This window comes from Nocardia sp. NPDC056100 (assembly GCF_042266325.1).
In the GTDB taxonomy this organism is placed as follows: Bacteria; Actinomycetota; Actinomycetes; order Mycobacteriales; family Mycobacteriaceae; genus Nocardia.
Window position 1 is genome coordinate 76,162 of the sequence record NZ_JBHJVY010000007.1, and the last position, 17,428, is coordinate 93,589.

General features: G+C 66.2%; 17 protein-coding genes. 6 read left to right on the forward strand and 11 right to left on the reverse strand.

Annotation, left to right across the window (positions count from 1 at the left end; all coding sequences use genetic code 11):
* Nucleotides 1-94: 94 nt before the first annotated feature.
* The 3 genes from pheT to ACFC0O_RS41880 form a co-directional block, all read right to left on the reverse strand.
* Nucleotides 95-2,596 (reverse strand): phenylalanine--tRNA ligase subunit beta, encoded by a 2,502-nt coding sequence (pheT, locus tag ACFC0O_RS41870; RefSeq protein WP_375967915.1) that lies wholly within the window; start codon nt 2,594-2,596, stop codon nt 95-97.
* Nucleotides 2,597-2,630: 34 nt separating this feature from the next.
* On the reverse strand, nt 2,631-3,695 hold the full coding sequence (gene pheS, locus ACFC0O_RS41875) for a phenylalanine--tRNA ligase subunit alpha (protein WP_375968232.1): 1,065 nt from the start codon (nt 3,693-3,695) through the stop codon (nt 2,631-2,633).
* Between the two features lie 151 nt (nt 3,696-3,846).
* A complete protein-coding gene (locus tag ACFC0O_RS41880) occupies nt 3,847-4,491 on the reverse strand; it encodes a nitroreductase family protein (RefSeq protein WP_375967917.1) in 645 nt (214 codons plus the stop codon).
* Nucleotides 4,492-4,566: 75 nt separating this feature from the next.
* Here ACFC0O_RS41880 and ACFC0O_RS41885 point away from each other — a divergent pair, with 75 nt between their 5' ends.
* Entirely contained in the window at nt 4,567-4,941 is a 375-nt protein-coding gene (locus ACFC0O_RS41885; RefSeq protein ID WP_375968233.1) for a winged helix-turn-helix transcriptional regulator, read from the forward strand.
* On the opposite strand, the gene ACFC0O_RS41890 is transcribed toward ACFC0O_RS41885, so the two are convergent.
* Together ACFC0O_RS41890 and ACFC0O_RS41895 are read right to left on the reverse strand one after the other, a co-directional pair.
* Nucleotides 4,901-5,470 carry a hypothetical protein gene (locus ACFC0O_RS41890; protein ID WP_375967919.1) on the reverse strand — a complete coding sequence of 190 codons (570 nt, stop codon included), beginning with the start codon at nt 5,468-5,470 and terminating at the stop codon, nt 4,901-4,903. The two genes, ACFC0O_RS41885 and ACFC0O_RS41890, sit on opposite strands and share 41 nt — an antisense overlap.
* Nucleotides 5,471-5,596: 126 nt before the next feature.
* Nucleotides 5,597-7,048 carry an MFS transporter gene (locus ACFC0O_RS41895; protein WP_375967921.1) on the reverse strand — a complete coding sequence of 484 codons (1,452 nt, stop codon included), beginning with the start codon at nt 7,046-7,048 and terminating at the stop codon, nt 5,597-5,599.
* A gap of 104 nt (nt 7,049-7,152) precedes the next feature.
* Here ACFC0O_RS41895 and ACFC0O_RS41900 point away from each other — a divergent pair, with 104 nt between their 5' ends.
* A complete protein-coding gene (locus ACFC0O_RS41900) occupies nt 7,153-7,722 on the forward strand; it encodes a TetR/AcrR family transcriptional regulator (RefSeq protein ID WP_375967923.1) in 570 nt (189 codons plus the stop codon).
* A 9-nt stretch (nt 7,723-7,731) separates the two neighbouring features.
* On the opposite strand, the gene ACFC0O_RS41905 is transcribed toward ACFC0O_RS41900, so the two are convergent.
* From ACFC0O_RS41905 to infC, 5 genes are all read right to left on the reverse strand, one after another.
* On the reverse strand, nt 7,732-9,249 hold the full coding sequence (locus ACFC0O_RS41905) for an APC family permease (RefSeq protein ID WP_375967925.1): 1,518 nt from the start codon (nt 9,247-9,249) through the stop codon (nt 7,732-7,734).
* Nucleotides 9,250-9,329: 80 nt separating this feature from the next.
* The gene (locus tag ACFC0O_RS41910; protein WP_375967927.1) at nt 9,330-10,133 is read right to left on the reverse strand and encodes a TrmH family RNA methyltransferase; all 804 of its coding nucleotides are present in this window, start codon (nt 10,131-10,133) and stop codon (nt 9,330-9,332) included.
* Nucleotides 10,134-10,170: 37 nt separating this feature from the next.
* Nucleotides 10,171-10,551, reverse strand: a complete 381-nt coding sequence (rplT, locus tag ACFC0O_RS41915; protein ID WP_043650578.1) for a 50S ribosomal protein L20 — start codon at nt 10,549-10,551, stop codon at nt 10,171-10,173.
* Between the two features lie 91 nt (nt 10,552-10,642).
* Nucleotides 10,643-10,837, reverse strand: coding sequence for a 50S ribosomal protein L35 (gene rpmI, locus ACFC0O_RS41920; protein WP_330181812.1), 195 nt, complete (start codon nt 10,835-10,837; stop codon nt 10,643-10,645).
* Between the two features lie 64 nt (nt 10,838-10,901).
* Nucleotides 10,902-11,624 carry a translation initiation factor IF-3 gene (gene infC, locus ACFC0O_RS41925; protein ID WP_364644180.1) on the reverse strand — a complete coding sequence of 241 codons (723 nt, stop codon included), beginning with the start codon at nt 11,622-11,624 and terminating at the stop codon, nt 10,902-10,904.
* 341 nt (nt 11,625-11,965) lie between these two features.
* On the opposite strand from infC, the gene ACFC0O_RS41930 reads away from it, so the two are divergent.
* Nucleotides 11,966-12,334, forward strand: a complete 369-nt coding sequence (locus ACFC0O_RS41930; RefSeq protein ID WP_364643183.1) for a DUF1844 domain-containing protein — start codon at nt 11,966-11,968, stop codon at nt 12,332-12,334.
* Nucleotides 12,335-12,348: 14 nt separating this feature from the next.
* On the opposite strand, the gene ACFC0O_RS41935 is transcribed toward ACFC0O_RS41930, so the two are convergent.
* Complete coding sequence (locus tag ACFC0O_RS41935) at nt 12,349-13,203, reverse strand: SGNH/GDSL hydrolase family protein (RefSeq protein ID WP_375967930.1); 855 nt, start codon at nt 13,201-13,203, stop codon at nt 12,349-12,351.
* Between the two features lie 392 nt (nt 13,204-13,595).
* On the opposite strand from ACFC0O_RS41935, the gene ACFC0O_RS41940 reads away from it, so the two are divergent.
* From ACFC0O_RS41940 to ACFC0O_RS41950, 3 genes are all read left to right on the forward strand, one after another.
* Complete coding sequence (locus ACFC0O_RS41940; protein ID WP_375968234.1) at nt 13,596-14,420, forward strand: LppX_LprAFG lipoprotein; 825 nt, start codon at nt 13,596-13,598, stop codon at nt 14,418-14,420.
* Nucleotides 14,421-14,688: 268 nt separating this feature from the next.
* A complete protein-coding gene (locus tag ACFC0O_RS41945; RefSeq protein WP_364643189.1) occupies nt 14,689-16,152 on the forward strand; it encodes a fatty acid desaturase in 1,464 nt (487 codons plus the stop codon).
* A gap of 99 nt (nt 16,153-16,251) precedes the next feature.
* Nucleotides 16,252-17,412 carry a 3-oxoacyl-[acyl-carrier-protein] synthase III C-terminal domain-containing protein gene (locus ACFC0O_RS41950; RefSeq protein ID WP_364644183.1) on the forward strand — a complete coding sequence of 387 codons (1,161 nt, stop codon included), beginning with the start codon at nt 16,252-16,254 and terminating at the stop codon, nt 17,410-17,412.
* Nucleotides 17,413-17,428: the final 16 nt, after the last annotated feature.

The window sequence follows — 17,428 nt, forward strand, 5'->3', positions numbered from 1 at the left end:
TACCGCACCTGATCCAAATCGCTCCGTCAGGCACGAAACCCCGGCAACGCGCTGTCGCAGTTGCCGGGGTTTCGTGCCTGATCAGACTGGAACGTCAGCCGCGCAGTACCGCTCCTACCGCGTCGGCCGCGGCCGCGACTGCCGAGTCGCGGGCCGCGCTGGCCTCATCTTCGGTGAGGGTGCGGTCGGGGGCGCGGAAGCGGAGGGCGTAGGTGAGGGATTTGCGGCCCTCGCCTGCTTGGGTGCCTTCGTAGACGTCGAAGAGGGAGATCTTTTCGAGGAGGGCGCCTGCGCCGGAGCGGAGGGCCGACTCGACCGAGGCCGCCGGGACGGCCTTGTCGACGCTTACCGAGACGTCCTGGAGGACCGCGGGGAACGCGGAAACCACTGGGGCGGGGCGGTTTTCGCGGAGCGGGAGGGCGTCCAGGTTGATGACCACGGCGCAGGTGCGCGGGGGGAGGCCGGAACGTTCCAGGACCGCGGGGTGCAGTTCGCCCGCGTGGCCGACGACGGTGCCGTCCACCAGGAGTTCGGCGCAGCGGCCCGGATGCCAGGGCAGGTAGGCCGTGGCGCGGCGTTCAATGACCAGACCGGTGGTTTCGGCGACCACGTCGACCAGGGCGAAGGCGTCGGCGGCCTCGACCGGGCGGCCCGCACCGTGCGGGCCACGCGGTTCGCGCTTACCGGTCAGCACGGCGGCCACGTGCACCGGCTGCGACGGCAGCGAGCGCAGCAGGACGTTGATCTCGTCCTCGGTGGGGCGGCGATCCACAGGCAGCGGGCCGACCGGGCCGGTGTCCGGGGTGCGGCGCACCACCTGGGCGATGCCGTAGATGGCGAGATCGCGTTCACCGCGAGAGATATTGCGCGCGGCCACTTCCAGCAGACCGGGCAGCAGCGTGGAAGCCAGCTCCGGGCGGTCCGCGTCGAGCGGGTTGAGCACGCGCATGGTGTCGCGGCGCGGATCGTCGGCGTCCAGACCCCAGACGTCGAAGACGTCGCGGGCCATGAACACCGGTGTCGGCACCTCGACGCAACCCTCGAACGCGAGCGCCTTGCTGATCGCGCGGCGGCGCTTCTGCTCGGCGGTCAGACCGCGACCGGCGGGCGCGGACGGCAGCACCGACGGGATCTTGTCCAGACCCTCCAGGCGCAACACCTCCTCCACCAGATCGGCGGGCTGGGTGAGATCGGGCCGCCAGGTCGGCGGGGTGACGATGAGCTGACCGTGCCCGGCATCGCTGACGCCCACCTCGACCACACAGCCGACCTGCTGCAGGCGGCGGGTGGAGGTACCCGGCGCGTACTGCACACCGGCGATGCGATCGGCCAGGTCGATATCCATCGTGATGGGCGCAGCGGCCGGAACCGGCACGCGCACATCGGTCAGCACGGATTCGACCGTGCCACCGGCGATTTCGGCAAGCAGTGTGGCAGCACGGTCCAGCGCGGCCAGATTCACCTCGGGATCGACGACCCGCTCGAACCGGCGGCTGGCCTCGGAGCCGAGCTTATGGCGGCGCGCGGTGCGCGCCACGGCGATCGGATTCCAGGTGGCGGCCTCGAGAATGATATCCGTCGACTCGTCGCCGACCTCGGTGCTCGCACCGCCCATGATGCCCGCGAGCGAGATGACACCCGAATCATCGGCGATCACAACGTCTTCGGCATCGAGGGTGCGCTCGACCTCGTCGAGGGTGCGCAGCGTCTCGCCCTTGTTGGCGCGCCGCACCACGAGTCCGCCCGACACCTTGGCGGCGTCGAACGCGTGCAGCGGCTGACCCAGTTCGAGCATGACATAGTTGGTGACGTCCACCGCCGGGGAGATCGGGCGCACGCCCGAGAGCAGCAGCCGACGCTGCAACCACCACGGGCTCACCGCCGTCGGATCGACACCGGTCACGCGGCGCACCGCGAAACGCGTGCACTGCGATTCCGAATCGATGCGCACCGGCCACGCCTCGGCATCGGAGTCGGGCAGCAGCCGCACGGCCGGATCCTGGAATTCCAGATCGAAACCGCAGGCCAGCTCACGCGCCAGACCGCGCGCGGAGAACGCGTAACCGCGGTCCGGGGTGATGGCGAGTTCGATGACGGTGTCATCGAGTCCGAGCAGCTCATTGGCGTCCGCACCGGGTTCGGCGGTGCCGGGCTCGAGCACCAGAATCCCGTTGTGGTCCTTGCCGATCGCGAGTTCGGCGACCGAGCAGATCATGCCGTTCGAGGTGTGCCCGTACGTCTTGCGCGAGGCGATCTTGAAACCGCCGGGCAGCTCACCGCCCGGCAGCACCACGACCACCAGATCACCGACGGCGAAATTGCGTGCGCCGCAGACGATCTCCTGCAACTCGGGCTGACCGATCTCGACCTTGCAGAAGCGGATCGGCTTCTTGAATTCGGTCAGCTCGGTGATCTCGGCGACCCGCCCGACCACCAGCGGATGCTCGATCTCACCGCCCACCCGCTGCAGCCGATCGACCTCCTCGACCTCCAGGCCGACCCGGACGAATCCGGCGTCGAGCTCCTCCGGCGTCACCGACCACCCGGGGGTGGTGCGCTGCAGGATTTCCGTCAGCCAGGACTGCGCTACTCGCACTTGACGTTTCGCTTCCTTGTTAAGAGGGTCGGGGTCAGGCTTGGATGCCGAAGGGCAGCGTGAAACGCACGTCACCCTCCACGATGTCGCGCATATCGGGCAGGCCATTGCGGAACTGCAAGGTCCGCTCCAGACCCATGCCGAAGGCGAAACCGCTGTACACCTCGGGGTCGATACCGCTGGCGATCAGCACCTTCGGATTGACCATGCCGCAGCCGCCCCACTCGACCCAGCCCGGCCCGCCCTTCTTGTCCTCGAACCACACATCGACCTCGGCCGACGGTTCGGTGAAGGGGAAGAAGCTCGGCCGCATGCGCGTGGTGGTGTTCGGGCCGAACAGCGCCTTCGCGAAATGATCCAGCGTGCCCTTCAGATGCGCCATGGTCAGGCCCTTATCGATGGCCAGACCCTCCACCTGCGAGAACACCGGGGTGTGCGTGGCATCGAGCTCATCGGTGCGGAACGTGCGACCCGGGCACACCACATAGATCGGCAGCTCACGAGAAAGCATGGAGCGCACCTGAACCGGCGAGGTGTGCGTGCGCAGCACCTGCCGCGAACCCTCCGGCGCGATATGGAAGGTGTCCTGCATGGTGCGCGCCGGATGATCCGGCAGGAAGTTCAGGGCATCGAAATTGAAATGCTCGGTCTCGACCTCGGGACCCTCGGCGATCTCCCAGCCCATGGCGACGAACACATCGCCGACGCGCTCGGACAGCGCGTTGATGGGATGCCGCGCGCCGACCGCGGCCCGACGCGCGGTCACGGTGACATCGATGGCCTCGGCCACCAGCACCGCGGCATCGCGCTCGGCGAGCAGCTGGGCGTTGCGGGCTTCAAAGGCGGCGGTGACCCGCTGGCGCGCCACGTTCACGCGCTTACCGGCCTCGGCCTTCTCCTCCTTGGGCAGGGTGCCGAGGGAGCGCTGCGCCAGCGAGATCGGCGATTTACCGCCCATGAACTCGGTTTTCGCGCTCGCCAGGGCTTCCAGATCGGCGGCAGCGGCGAAGGCCTTTTCGGCGGCTTCGGCAGCGGCGCCGAGGGATTCCTCGGTCAGCGCCGCGGTCTGCTCGGCACGGTCGATATCGTCGGCCACGATGCTTCGTCTCTCCCCTGGCTGGTCTGGGTAGGGCGGATCTTCTCCCCTATTCTTGCTGGTCGAATCGTAAGCCTTGTACTCAGCCCGGTTCACCCGGTTTTCCCGCAGGCAGCGCGCACCGCGTCGGCGTGGTGCGCGCCACCATCGGGCCTCACGCGGCCGGGTAGGTTTCGCGGAAAACCGTATGGCTCACGCTCCGGCGACCCGGGTGAATCCGATCCTCGGCGGCATAGCCGACGGACATCAACAGGGCGATCGACAGGTCCGGCCGATCCTCGATGCCGATGACCTTCTTCACCCTGTCCTCATCCCAGCCGTTCATGGGCGAGGTGGCCAGACCCAGCTCGGTGGCGGCCAGCATGACGAAGCTCGCGGCGATCATGGCGTCCTTCACCGCGTACTCGCGCAGCAGACCGCGCTCGGCCAAACCCTGCTGGAACTCCTGCGAGGCGGCGGCGAATCCGGTGATGAATTCCTCGCTCCACGCGCCGTTGCGGCGCGCCAGTTCATAGACGTCGGCCCGATCCTCTTGCCACGCTTGGGTTTCCGCAACGAAGACGAGCAGTACCGGAGCTTCCTGCGGCTGTGGCTGACCACCGGTGGCCCAGGTCAGGCCCTCGCGTCCGGCGGTGTCGGTGATCACCACGATGGACCGATCCTGCAGATTCCAGCTGGTCGGCGCTTCCATGGCGAGTTCGAGCAGGGTGTCCAGATCGGCGGGAGCGACCGGATCGGGCCGGTAATGCCGGACGGTGCGGCGGGTGCGAATGGCTTGAGCGACTGAGATCGTGTTCATGCCACTAACTATCGGAGAGTGACAATCTTCTGGGAAGTAGGCACTAATTAGTGCGCTACTCTCCTACAGGTGACGATGCTCGTGGAATCCTCCGGCCTGCCCGCCGACGTCTACTCCGCCAAATGCCCCACCCGCCAGGTCCTGGACCACATCGCGGGCAAATGGACCATCCTGATCATCGACGCCCTGCATGAGCAGGGCCCCATGCGCTACACCGAACTCTCCCGCCGCATCGGCGGCGTCTCCCAGAAAATGCTCACCCAAACCCTGCGCAGCCTGGAAACCGACGGATTCCTCACCCGCACGGTCGAACCCACCATCCCACCCCGAGTCGACTACGAACTCACCGACCTCGGCCGCAGCCTCGCCGAACCCATTGCAGCCCTACGCAACTGGACCGAACAACACATCAACGAGGTCGAGCGCGCCCGCGCGCGGCGAGATCGGTGAGGGTGGCGGCGATGCGTTCGACGTGGGCGCGGCCGGTGCCGTAGTCGACGGCGGTGAAGCGGACGCGTGGACGGCTCTCGATCAGGACCGACGAGGTGTCCGGGGTGTCGGATTCGACTGTGATGGTGAGGGTTTCGCCGAAGGTCTGCCAGGACATGGGGGTTTGGGCGGTGATTCGGCCGGTGGTGGCGTCCTCGGTGGCGATGCGCGCCGGAAGGGTGCGCAGGACCTGTTGGGCCAGGGCGTAGGACTGCTGGGGTGGGCGCGGCAGGTGGATGCGGGCGTGCTGGGGCAGGCCCGGGTTCGCGGCGTCGGTGTATACGGCCCCGCGGGCGGCGCGTAGTTGGCGGGTGCCGGCGAAGGCGGCGATCAGCGCACCGAAGACCACACCGGCGATCAGGCCGCCCAGCACGGCGGAGGTGTTGCGGGCGAAGCTGATCGAGTCGTACAGGCCGATCAGCACACCGAACGGGATGCCGGTGAGCAGGAAGATTCTGAGGTAAAGCCGTGCCGCGGCAGCCTGATTCATGAGCGCTCCAATCCTTCACCCTGGTTACGGGACGGACCGGACATGAGTTCACCCCTTCCGATAACGGATCGGAAGGGGTGAATCGCGATATGGGAACGGCTACCGCGAGCTCGGCCGGCTACCGGATCAGTGCACGAGTTCGGTTGCGCCGTCACCGAGTTCGGCGGCGATGGCCTTGCGGCCGGGGATCAGGGTGGCGATGAGCGCGCCGACCGCGACGATGGCCGCGCCAACCGCCACGGCGGGGGCCAGACCGTCGACGTAGGTTTGCGGGGTGCCGTAGCCGCCCCGGGAGGCGAAGACCGAGGCGAGTACCGCGACACCCATGGCGACGCCGACCTCACGCACGGTCGAGCTGGTGCCCGATGCCATACCGCGATCCTCCTCGGATGCGCTGGCCATGACGACCGTGGACGCCGGTGCGAAGGTCAAGCCCATGCCGACGCCGCCGAGGATGAACGGCAGCACGAATGAGCTGTAGGAGACGTCGACCTCGGCGATCAGCGCCATCCAGCCGAGGGCTGCGGCGAGGAAGACCTGGCCGACCACGACCAGCACTCGCGGCCCGACCTTGTCGACCAACAGGCCCGCGATCGGAGCCACCACCATCGGAGCCATGGTCCACGGCATGGTGCGGATACCGGATTCCAGCGGCGTATAGCCCTGTACGACCTGGAAGTACTGCGACAGCAGGAAGATCGAGCCGAAGACGCCGAGCGAGAAGGCGAAATTGACGGTGTTGATGGCGCTGAAACCGCGGGAGCGGAACAGGCGCAGCGGCAGCATCGGCTCGGCGACCCGCAACTCCCACACCACGAACGCCGCCAGCAGCGCCGCACCGCCGAGCAGACCGCCCAGCACCGGGGTGGAGGTCCAGCCGTCATCCGCACCGTGAATGACGCCCCACACCACCGCCAGCACGCCACCGGCCGACAGCAGCAGCCCGACCACATCCAAACGCCTTGCGCTGCCGAAGGATTCGCTCAGCACCCGGGCAACGAACGGCAGCGCGAGAATGCCGATGGGCACGTTCAACCAGAAGATCCACTGCCAGCTCAGGCCGTCCACGACCGCGCCACCGACCACCGGGCCCAGCGCCACACCGAGACCGGTGATACCACCCCAGATGCCGATGGCGGCACTGCGCATCTTCTCCGGTACATGCGCGGAGAGCAGTGTCAGCGACAGCGGCATGACGGCGGCCCCGCCGAAGCCCTGAATCGCGCGGAACAGGATCAACATCCACGGCTCGGTGGCCATCGCGCACGCCGCCGACGCGGCGGTGAACAGAGCGATGCCGATCAGGAAGAGCCGCCGACGGCCGAGCCGATCACCGAGCGCGGATGCGGTGAGCAGGAGCGAGGCGAACGACAGTGTGTAGGCGTTGATGAACCACTGCAGATCACTCAGCGAGGCGTTGAGTTCGGTGCGAATGACCGGCAGCGCGTTGGTCACGACCAGATTGTCCAGCACCACCATGAACATCGGGATGCCGACCGCAGCCAGCACCGCCGCCAGCGGCGGCGTGCGCACACCGGAAACCGGCTGCGCAGCGGGTGTTTCGAGTACTTCAGTCATATCCGGTTCCCTAGTTGTAATCGACTGATAACTAGAGAGTATGCATCGACTGATAACATGTCAATGGTGCATCCGGCCCGCCACTGACGAGGAGGCTCACAGCCATGGCGAGAACACGCATGACCGCCAGCGAACGCGGCGAGCAGGTACTCGCGGCCGCCGTCACCGCCTTCGCCGAATCCGGTTATGCCGCAACCAAAACCGATGAGATCGCGCGCCGCGCCGGGGTATCGCAGCCCTATGTCATCCGGCTCTTCGGCACCAAACAGCAGCTCTTCCTGGCCGCGCTGCGCCAGGTCTGCGATCGCATCGAGGAACTGTTCCGGGCCGCGGCCGAACAGACCCCACCCGAGGCGACCACCCGGGAAGCGCTGGAGAATCTCGGCGACGCCTACAAGGTCCTGCTCACCGAGCGCGATCTACCGCGCGTCATGCTGCACGGCTTCTCCGCGAGCAATGATCCGGCGATCGGCCCGGTCATGCGCGAACGGTTCGGCGAGATCTACCAGCTGGTCCGCGATCTGACCGGCGCGTCGGCGAGCGAGGCCGGCGGATTCATCGCCACCGGCATGCTGCTCACCGATATGGCGGCCATGCAGGTGGTCGGCCCGGAGGCGATCGAAACCCCCTGGGCCACCGAGATTCTCACCTGTTTCGAGGCCGAGGAACTGTAGCGGTCCACCTCAGCTGTGCGTGGGCGATTCCGCCTCGGCGGCGGGAGCGTCAGCCTCGATGATCTGCTCGGTCGGCTCGGGCAGTTGCCGCGCCAGCACCTCACCCCGGAAGAACGGCGGCATCATGCGCGCCAGCACCAGGTAGATGGGAATGCCGAGCAGCAGCGTGCCCACGCCCAGTACGAAGATCGCGCTGAACCACGAGGTCACCGCCGTCCATCCGGCCGCGAACAGCAGGGCGAAGCCGCCCAGCGCGGGCAGCACGCCCTTCATGACGAAATCCCTTGGGCTGGAGGCGAACCGGTCGCGATACAGCCAAGCGCAACTCAGCCCGGTGAGCCCGTAGTACAGCCCGATCGAAATACCGATCGCCGTCACCGCCTCCGCGATGAGCCGCCCGCCCGAGGCGAAATTCAGGCCCACGTACAGCACCACCGATACCGCGCCGAACACGATGGTGGAGAACACCGGCGTCCGGAAGCGCGGATGAATCCGCCCGAATGCGGCGGGCAGCGCGTGATGCAGCGCCATCGAATAGGTGGCGCGCGCGGTCGGCAGAATCGTGGTCTGCGTGGACGCCGCCGCCGAGGTGAGCACCATCAGGAACAGCAGATGCACCAGCACCGAACCCACCGGTCCCGCGCCGAACACCGCATTGCCCAGCGCGCCGAGCACATCGTCGACGTGATCGGGATTGGCGAGTCCGAGCCCCTCGGTGCCCGCACCGACGAACGCCTGCCCGGCAACGGTCACCAGCAGATACAGCGCGACCAGCGTGACGGTCGACAGCACCGCCGCCCGGCCCGGAGTATGCCGCGGATCGACGGTCTCCTGATTCACCGCGACCGCCGAATCCCAGCCCCAGTAGATGAAGACCATCAGCAGCATGGCGGTGACGAAGTCCGAGAACGACCCGATCTCGAACGGGTTGAACCAGGACCACTCCGGCATATGCGCCCCTTCCGGGGCATTGCCGATCCCGACGCGCACCAGCGCCACCACCGAGAACACGACCAGCATCCCGAATTCGACCGTCAGCAGCCAGGATTGCAGCCGAGCCGACACATCGATCCCGTATACCGCGATCGCGGTCATGACCACGAGATAGACAATTCCCAGCAACAGCACCCAGGGATTGGTGGCGTCCGCGCCGATGCCGTGCGCCCCGAACAGATGGAAGGTGTACTGCGAACTGATCTGCGCCAGGCTCGCCATCACCAGCAGATCCGACACCACGATCGCCCACCCGGACATCCATCCGGTGAACGGCCCGAACGCGCGCGTGGCCCACACGAAGGTGGTCCCCGGATCCGGTTCCACCGCATTGAGATCCCGGTACCCGATGGCCACCAGCAGCATGGGAATGAACGCCAGCACCACGATGATCGGCGATTGCAGACCGACGGCCGCGACCACGAGGCCGAGCGTGGCGGTAATGCTGTACGCGGGTCCGGCCGAGGCCACCCCGATCACCACACTGGATGCCAGGGAAAGCGCACCGGAGCGCAGAGTACTGGGCGAAGTCACCGGACAACATTAAGGGCTATCACCCAGCACACCGAATCGCGGGACCGCCCGAACCGGACGGACCCGCGCGGAGAAATCGATCAGCGCCGAGCGGCGTGCTGCACGCGCGCGCTGGCGTAGAGGCAAATCGACGCCGCGGCAGCCAGATTCAGGCTTTCGGCGCGGCCGTGGATGGGAATGCGGACGCGATGGGTCGCGCGCTCGGCGATCTCCCGGTCCAGTCCGTGTGCCTCATTGCCGAAGAGCCAGGCGACCGGGCCGCGCAGGATGTCATCGGCCTCATCGAGGTCGACCTCACCCTTGGCGGTGGTGGCCAGGATGGTGATGCCCGCGGCTTCCAGGGCGGACAGCACCTTCTCGGTATCGCGCTGCCGCGCGATCGGCAGATGGAACAGGCTGCCCGCTCCGGCGCGCACGCATTTGCCATTGTGCGGATCCACCGAATCGCCGGCCAGCACAACGCCATTCGCGCCCACCGCATCGGCGACTCGAATGAGGGTGCCCGCATTGCCGGGATCGGCCATGCCGACGGGCACGGCGAGCAGGCTCGGCGCGGCACGCAGCACCTCGGTCACCGGCACATCGACCTGGCGGCAGACCGCGACCAGTCCGGGCGGAGTCACGGTCTCCCCCAGCGCTTCCGCGGCGCGATCGCTGACCAGTGTGGTGCGCACGCCGTTCGCGGCGGCACCGGCGACCAATTCGGTTTCGCGGCTGGCGGCCTTGAGCGAATAGAAGAGCTCTTCCACCCGATCCGTATCCAGGGCCGCCTCAACCGAATTCGCGCCCTCGGCGAGGAAGAGCCCGGATTTGCGGCGCACCGGCGCGCGGTGCAGCTTAACGGCCGAAACGACCCGCGGGTTGCGCTCGGAGAGCGCTTCCACGGGTCGTTCCGAATTCTGCTGTGTCGTCACGCAGGGCTTAGGCAGCCGGGGCGTTGACGTCGGCAGGCAGGGCAGCCTTGGCGACGGCCACGAGACCGGCGAAGGCCTCGGCGTCGGAGACGGCCAGCTCGGCCAGGATCTTGCGGTCCACCTCGACACCCGCGGCCTTGAGGCCCTGGATGAAGCGGTTGTAGGTGATGTCGTTCAGACGCGCGGCGGCGTTGATACGAGCGATCCACAGCTTGCGGAAGTCACCCTTGCGCGCGCGGCGGTCGCGGTACGCGTAGGTCAGCGAGTGGAGCTGCTGCTCCTTGGCCTTGCGGTACAGCCGCGAGCGCTGGCCGCGGTAGCCCTTGGAGGCCTCGAGTACGGAACGGCGCTTCTTCTGAGCGTTTACGGCCCTTTTGACGCGTGCCACTTGTCAGTCCTTGATCGATTCGGCGGGCGCTGCGGTCGCGCCCGGAGTGGGTCGGGGTCGGCGTTCGAGAACGCGAGTTGCTGTGCGGGTCTTAGAGACCGAGCAGCTTCTTGATGCGGGGAACGTCAACCGTGGCGACGGCCTCCGTGCCTTCCAGACGGCGGGTCCGGCGAGAGGACTTGTGCTCGAGCAGGTGGCGGCGGTTGGCCTGCTCACGACGGAGCTTGCCACTGCCGGTCACCTTGAATCGCTTCGAGGCACCGCTGTGCTTCTTCATCTTCGGCATGGATTCCTCTAATCTGTCTCGTCCCGAGGGCGCGCCGAAGCGCGCCGCCGGAGCCTGATCGTTATTACTGCTGCGGGGTGGCCGCCGAAGCCTCGGCACCCGGCGCTTCGGCCGGAGCCGCCGCAACCTCGGTGGCCGGAGCCTCAGCCGGAGCCGCGGCCGCGGGCGCACTGCTGCGCTGCGGCGCCGAGCTGGCTTCGTTCTGCGCCTTCACCCGCGTCTTCGCGCCCTTGTGGGGTGCGAGGACCATGGTCATGTTTCGGCCGTCCTGCTTGGCCGAAGTTTCGACGAAACCGAGATCGGCGACGTCGGAGGCCAATCGCTGCAACAGCCGGAACCCGAGTTCGGGGCGCGACTGCTCACGACCGCGGAACATGATCGTGACTTTGACCTTCGAGCCGGCTTCGAGGAAGCGAACGACGTTGCGCTTCTTGGTCTCGTAGTCGTGGTCGTCGATCTTCGGGCGGAGCTTCTGCTCCTTGATCACGGTCTGGACCTGGTTCTTCCGAGATTCACGCGCCTTCTGCGCGGTCTCGTACTTGAACTTGCCGTAGTCCATGATCTTGCATACCGGCGGACGCGCGTCCGGTGCGACCTCGACCAGGTCGAGGTCAGCCTCCATGGCGACGCGTAGTGCATCTTCAACACGCACGATCCCGACCTGCTCACCACCCGGTCCGATGAGGCGGACCTCGGGTACGCGGATGCGATCGTTGATGCGAGTCTCAGTGCTGATGGGGCCTCCTAGGTCAAGCGGTTCGTCAACGACCGCAAGCAATAACTGCAACCCCAATTTCAACACGAAAGCCCCGGGTTGGTATTTCTCCAACACGGGGCCCGAGTCGACCGATCCACGACGCAAACAACTCGCATCGCACCTGTACAGGGCGAACCCATACAGATACCCATCCGGAAAAGGATGGGCGACCGGAACCGCTAGCCTGATTCGAAGATCGGCGGACGGTGGGAGTCGGGCTCCACTTGATGCCCCGGGTAGTTACATGAAGATTGACAGCATGCGACGCACCGGGGCGGTCGTCGCAGAAGAGTCTAACAGCCCATCGCCGTAGCTCCGAATCGGCCGCCCCCTGGACCAGCGGCAACCCGGTCGATGCCAAGATCTAGGGCATGAGCGAGGCACTACACGAACAGGAGTCGGCCCTCATCGACGGTGAGGTCGTGCGCGAGCTGGCCGATATCCCGGCGGTGGAGGTCATCAGCCGCGCCGCCGTCATGCTGATGAGTTCGGCCGCCGAGAAGCTCGGCCTGGGCGAGGCCGATCCCTCGACCAGCCCGCACCTGGATCTGGACGAGGCGCGGCGGGTCATCACCGCACTCGCCGGTCTGGTCACCGCGTCGGTGGAATACCTCGGCCCGCACGCCGGACCGATTCGCGATGGCCTGCAGTCGTTGCAGCGCGCGTTCCGCGAGGCGTCGGCGCATCCGGACGCACCGGGCGCGGGCCCGGGCGAGAAGTACACCGGCCCGGTCTACTGATCCGCTGATCCGCGTCAACCCTGGTTGGCACGTACCGCGCGCACGATGATGTCGGCGACGCCGCGCATTCCCTCCAGCGTGGGGTGATAAGGCACCAGGGTCTGGGTCGCGAGCAGCGGCTCGAACCAGCGCACCCCGGCGGGGGCGCACATATCGTGGCCGATCGACTCGGGCCGGGTGTCTATATAGACGGCACCGGCCGCGACGGCCGCACGAGAAACGACGGCGTTGAGACGGTCGAACGCGGCTTGGATATGAACCGCGTCCTCGGGCCGCAGGCCGATCAGGTCCGCGCAGCCGCCGGGGCGGACATAGGTGGGCCAGCCGTCGACGTAGATCTTCGCATTCGGCGCGAGGACCGAAATCTGGTGCAGCGCGGTCGAATACGCGTTCGCGATACCGTCGATATCGGCATCCCAGGCCGGATCGGCGCACGGCTTCAGCCCGGCCAGATGACAGGTCAGGATGTACTTGGTCATCTGGGCGTCGTTCGCGCCGATATGAACGGTCACCAGTGTCGTATTCGGCCCCAGGCCGTCGAACTGCGGTGCGATGCCCGGGCCCTGCGAGGTCGTCAGATGCGGGATCTTCGCGGAACTACAGGTGCGATCGTCCAGTTTCAGCCCCAACTCCAGGGCGACCAGTTTCGGAGTGTTCGCGGTGGATCGCGCGCATTGCAGTGGTGCGCTCGTGTCGAAGTCCTGCACCCCGGTGGTCGCCGCGCCCGAATCCCCCAGTGCCACATACGTTGCGCCACCGTCGGCCGGTGCCGCGGTCGCGGGTGCGGGCGTGGCGGAGGCGGCGAGCGCCAGCAGTGCGGCCGCGAGCAGCCCTGTGCCCCAATGGTTTCGCGGGGTTGTCGGCTTCACTGAATCCCCTATGCGATGAAAGTGATACGCTTCGGTCTCAATTCGATTGTGACGCAGGTTACTCTCTGGGCATACACTCCGCAAGCATGCGGCCGGGGGCAGTAACCCCCGGGTTGCGCACACACCCTGGAGTCCCAGGAAACTCCCAGAATCGGTACATGAAACCGGTCCGGAAAAATTTGCGCACAATTTGCGGATTTACTGTTAACACTCTCAAACCTTTTCGCGCGGAAGCAGTTTCCCGATTACGGGACGGAAAACCTTGGCGCTCGGGACGCGGTGCTGGTTGGATGCCGGATGTAGCGCCCGATCGAGCGCTGCGCATATCAAGTCCTGCATACTGACGCGGGCAGCGGCAGCTGTCCGTCACGAACCTTCGGGGGTTGTACATGATTGACTCGATTACCCAAGAAATCTCCGGGTCGCGGCGGCGACGAGCGGTTGTTCCGGCCATGGTCGCCGCGGCTGCCCTGTTCGGCGCCCTCGTAACCGGTTGCTCCTCTTCCGATTCCGGCTCCTCCACCACCTCGGCCGCCGCGCCCGCCACCGGCCCGCTGCCCGACGGCGGTCAGCTCATCGCCGAATCCTCGCGCACCACCCAGACGCTGCAGTCCGTGCACCTGGACCTCAAGGCCACCGGCCTGGAGAACCTGCCGGTCGATTACGTCAAGGCCGATATCACCAATCAGCCGCAGGGCAGCGGCCAGGCGGTCGGCGAGGCCAAGGTGAAGGTCAAGGAGGGCGACGCCAACTGGACCGAGACCAAGTTCCTGGTCGTGGACAAGACCCTGTACGCCGGTGACGGCACCAAGTACGCACCGGTCGGTCCCGCCGAGAAGATCTACGATCCGGGCGTCATCTTGGACAAGGACAAGGGCCTCGCGCACGTCATCGCCGAGGTGAAGAACCCGAAGGTCGAATCCCGCGAAACCATCAACGGCGTCAACACCGTCAAGGTCTCCGGCACCATCGACACCGCGGTCATCGACCCGGTCGTGCCGCGCATCGGCCAGGCCGCCGGCGTCCTGCCCATCACGCTGTGGATCGCGGACGTCGCGCCGCCGACCGCCTCGGCCACCCCGCTGCCGTCCAGCGCCGCATCGCCCGGCACCGGCCCGAACCTGGTTCGCGCCATCGTCACCAAGGACGGCGGCAATGTCAGCCTGACCCTGTCCAACTGGGGCAAGCCGGTCACCGTCGTCAAGCCGGGCAGCTAGCCGGCATCGACTCGGCCACCGAGTCTCACCACCCGGTCCGGGAAAGCGGAACGGCGGCAATGACTGCCGTCCGCGGTCCCGGACCGGACGCGTCTCGACGCAAGCTTCGCCACGAAAACACCGCTTAAGAAGTTTTTCAGTGAAATGCAAGGCTCCGCACAGACGATACCTACACAACGCTCAAACGCTGTGTGTGCGTATGGCTTTCCGGGGGCAGCGATGAACCTGATCGGCCGAACCGACAGCCGATCAGACATGGAGGAATGAGATGACGACCGACGACCGCCCAGAAATCGAGGAGCGGGAACTCCGTCAACCTCCGCCCGATGGCCCCCCTCCGGTATCGAACGTATGGGTTTATAACGGTAAAGCCTACGACCTCAGCGACTGGATTTCCAAGCATCCGGGCGGTGAGTTCTTCATCGGGCGAACGAAAAACCGGGATATCACCTCGATTATCGGTTCGTACCACAAGAATCCGGAAGGCATCGGCAAGCTGATCGAGCGGTACGCGCTCAATCGTGTTGCGCTGCCGGAGGATATCCATCCCAAGGCCAACGCGCCGGACTTCCTGTTCACCGAGGGCTTCGACAGCTGGCGGGACACCCCCAAGTACGCCTTCGACAACAAGGACGACCTGCTGCATCAGGTCAAGAAGCGGCTCAAGGAGCCGGAACTGGCCGCCCGCATCAAGCGGATGGACACCCTGTTCAACATTGTCGTTGCGGTACTTGCCATTTCGTACTTCGCCGTCCAGGGCCTGCGCCTGTTCGAGCGCAGCTGGATGCCGCTGCCGGTGTTCGTCATCGCCATGGTGCTGCTGCGCAGCTCGCTGGCCGGTTTCGGGCACTACGCCATCCATCGCGCCCAGAAGGGCATGAACAAGATCTATACGAATGCCTTCGACTTCAATTACGTCGCACTGGCTTTCGTCACCGCGGACGGGCACGCACTACTGCACCACCCGCACACCCAGAGTGAAGTCGACATCAAGAAGAACGTCTTCACCATGATGACTCGGATCCCCCGGCTCTACCGGATGCCGATCCACACCATCCACAAGTTCGGGCACACCGTCACCGGTATGACCATCCGCCTGCTGGACGTATGCCGCCTGACCCGCAAGGTCGGCATCAAGGATATGTACGGCACCTGGGGCGGGGCGCTGCCGCACTTCATCGGCTCGTTCGGCGTGCGCTTCCTGCTGCTCGGCGAACTCATCCTGTTCACCGTGATGGGCGACTTCTGGGCCTGGGCACTGCAATTCGTGATCTCACTGTGGATCAGCACCTTCCTGGTGGTGGCCAGCCACGACTTCGAGGAAGAGGTCGAGGAGATCGAGACCAATACCGAGGACTGGGGCGTCAACCAGATCGAACAGGCCTACGACCTCAAGGTGATCGGCAACCGCTATATCGACTGCTTCCTGTCCGCCGGGCTCAGCTCGCACCGGGTGCATCACGTATTGCCTTATCAGCGCAGCGGTTTCGCCAATATCGCCACCGAGGACGTATTGCGCGAGGAGGCAGCCAAATTCGGGGTCGAATGGCTGCCCGCCAAGAGCTTCTTCACCGATCGTTTCCCGAAGCAGGTCGCGATCTATCTGTTTTCTCGCTCGGACGACGCCAAGGAACGCAACTGGGGTTTCTTCCGCGAACACTTCGCGCCGTCGGCACTGAAGACCTGCGCGGTCTACACCGTCCAGGGCTTCACCGGAATCGGCACGGTCTGAACCGATTCCGTTGACCGTCGTGCGCCACATTTTCACTGAAAGAAGGGGAGTAATTTCGTGACTATCACATTCAACGAGGGGGGCACCGCGCCCGTATCGATCGCCCGGCTTTCGGGTGGCGAGCACGGGTACGGCCGGATCGACACCGCACTGCCGCCCGCCCCGCCGACCACCGTCGGCGTAATCGAAAGCATCGCAACGGGTTCCCCGCTGCCGGTGATCGATCAGGGCGAAGCGGCCCAGCGGGTCGCCGAGCGGTTCAGCGATCCGGCGCAGCAGGCCCGCATTCCGCGGATCTACCAGAAGACCCGGATCGACACCCGCCGCCTGGCCATCGATCCGCTGGACGAGGAGTTCCTGCCGTTCAGCTCCAAGCCCGCCACCATTCGCGAGCGAATGAATCTGTTCTACGAGCACGCCGCACCGCTGGCGGTCGATGTGGCACGGCGCGCGGTCGCCGGGCTGGACGATCCGGCCGCGCAGATCGGGCTGCTGGTCTTCGTCACCAGCACCGGATTCATCGCTCCCGGAGTCGATGTCGCCGTGGTCAAGCAGCTGGGGCTGTCCCCCGCCGTCGGCCGCGTGGTGGTGAACTTCATGGGCTGCGCCGCCGCCATGAACGGTATGCGCACCGCCGTGGACTACGTCCGGGCCCATCCGGATAAGAAGGCCATGGTCATCTGCATCGAAATCAGTTCGGTGAACGCGGTTTTCGACGATGACATCAATGACGTCATCACGCACAGCCTGTTCGGCGACGGCTGCGGGGCGGTGGTGATCGGCGCGGGTCAGCCGCATCAGCAGCTCGCCCCCGGCAAGATCGTCATCCGGGACAGCTTCAGCTACCTGTTCGACGACGCCGAGGACGGCATCGTGCTGGGCGTCAATGACAACGGCATCACCTGCGAACTCGCCGAGAGCCTGCCGCAGTACATTCTGCGCGGGGTCGATCCGGTGGTCTCGGAAGTGCTGGGGCGCAATGGACTCGACAAGTCCGATATCGACCTGTGGGCCATCCACCCGGGTGGACCCAAGATCATCGAGCAGTCCGCCGCCTCGCTCGGCATCCCGGTCGAGCAGGCCGCGGTGAGCTGGGACGTGCTGGCGCGGTACGGCAATATGCTCAGCGTCTCGCTGATCTTCGTGCTGGAAGAGATGGCGCGCCAGGCGGATTCGCCCAAGCCGCTCTCCACCGGCGTCGCGTTCTCCTTCGCGCCGGGCGTGACGCTCGAAGGCATCCTGTTCGACATCGTCCGCTGATCATCCTCGCGCACAG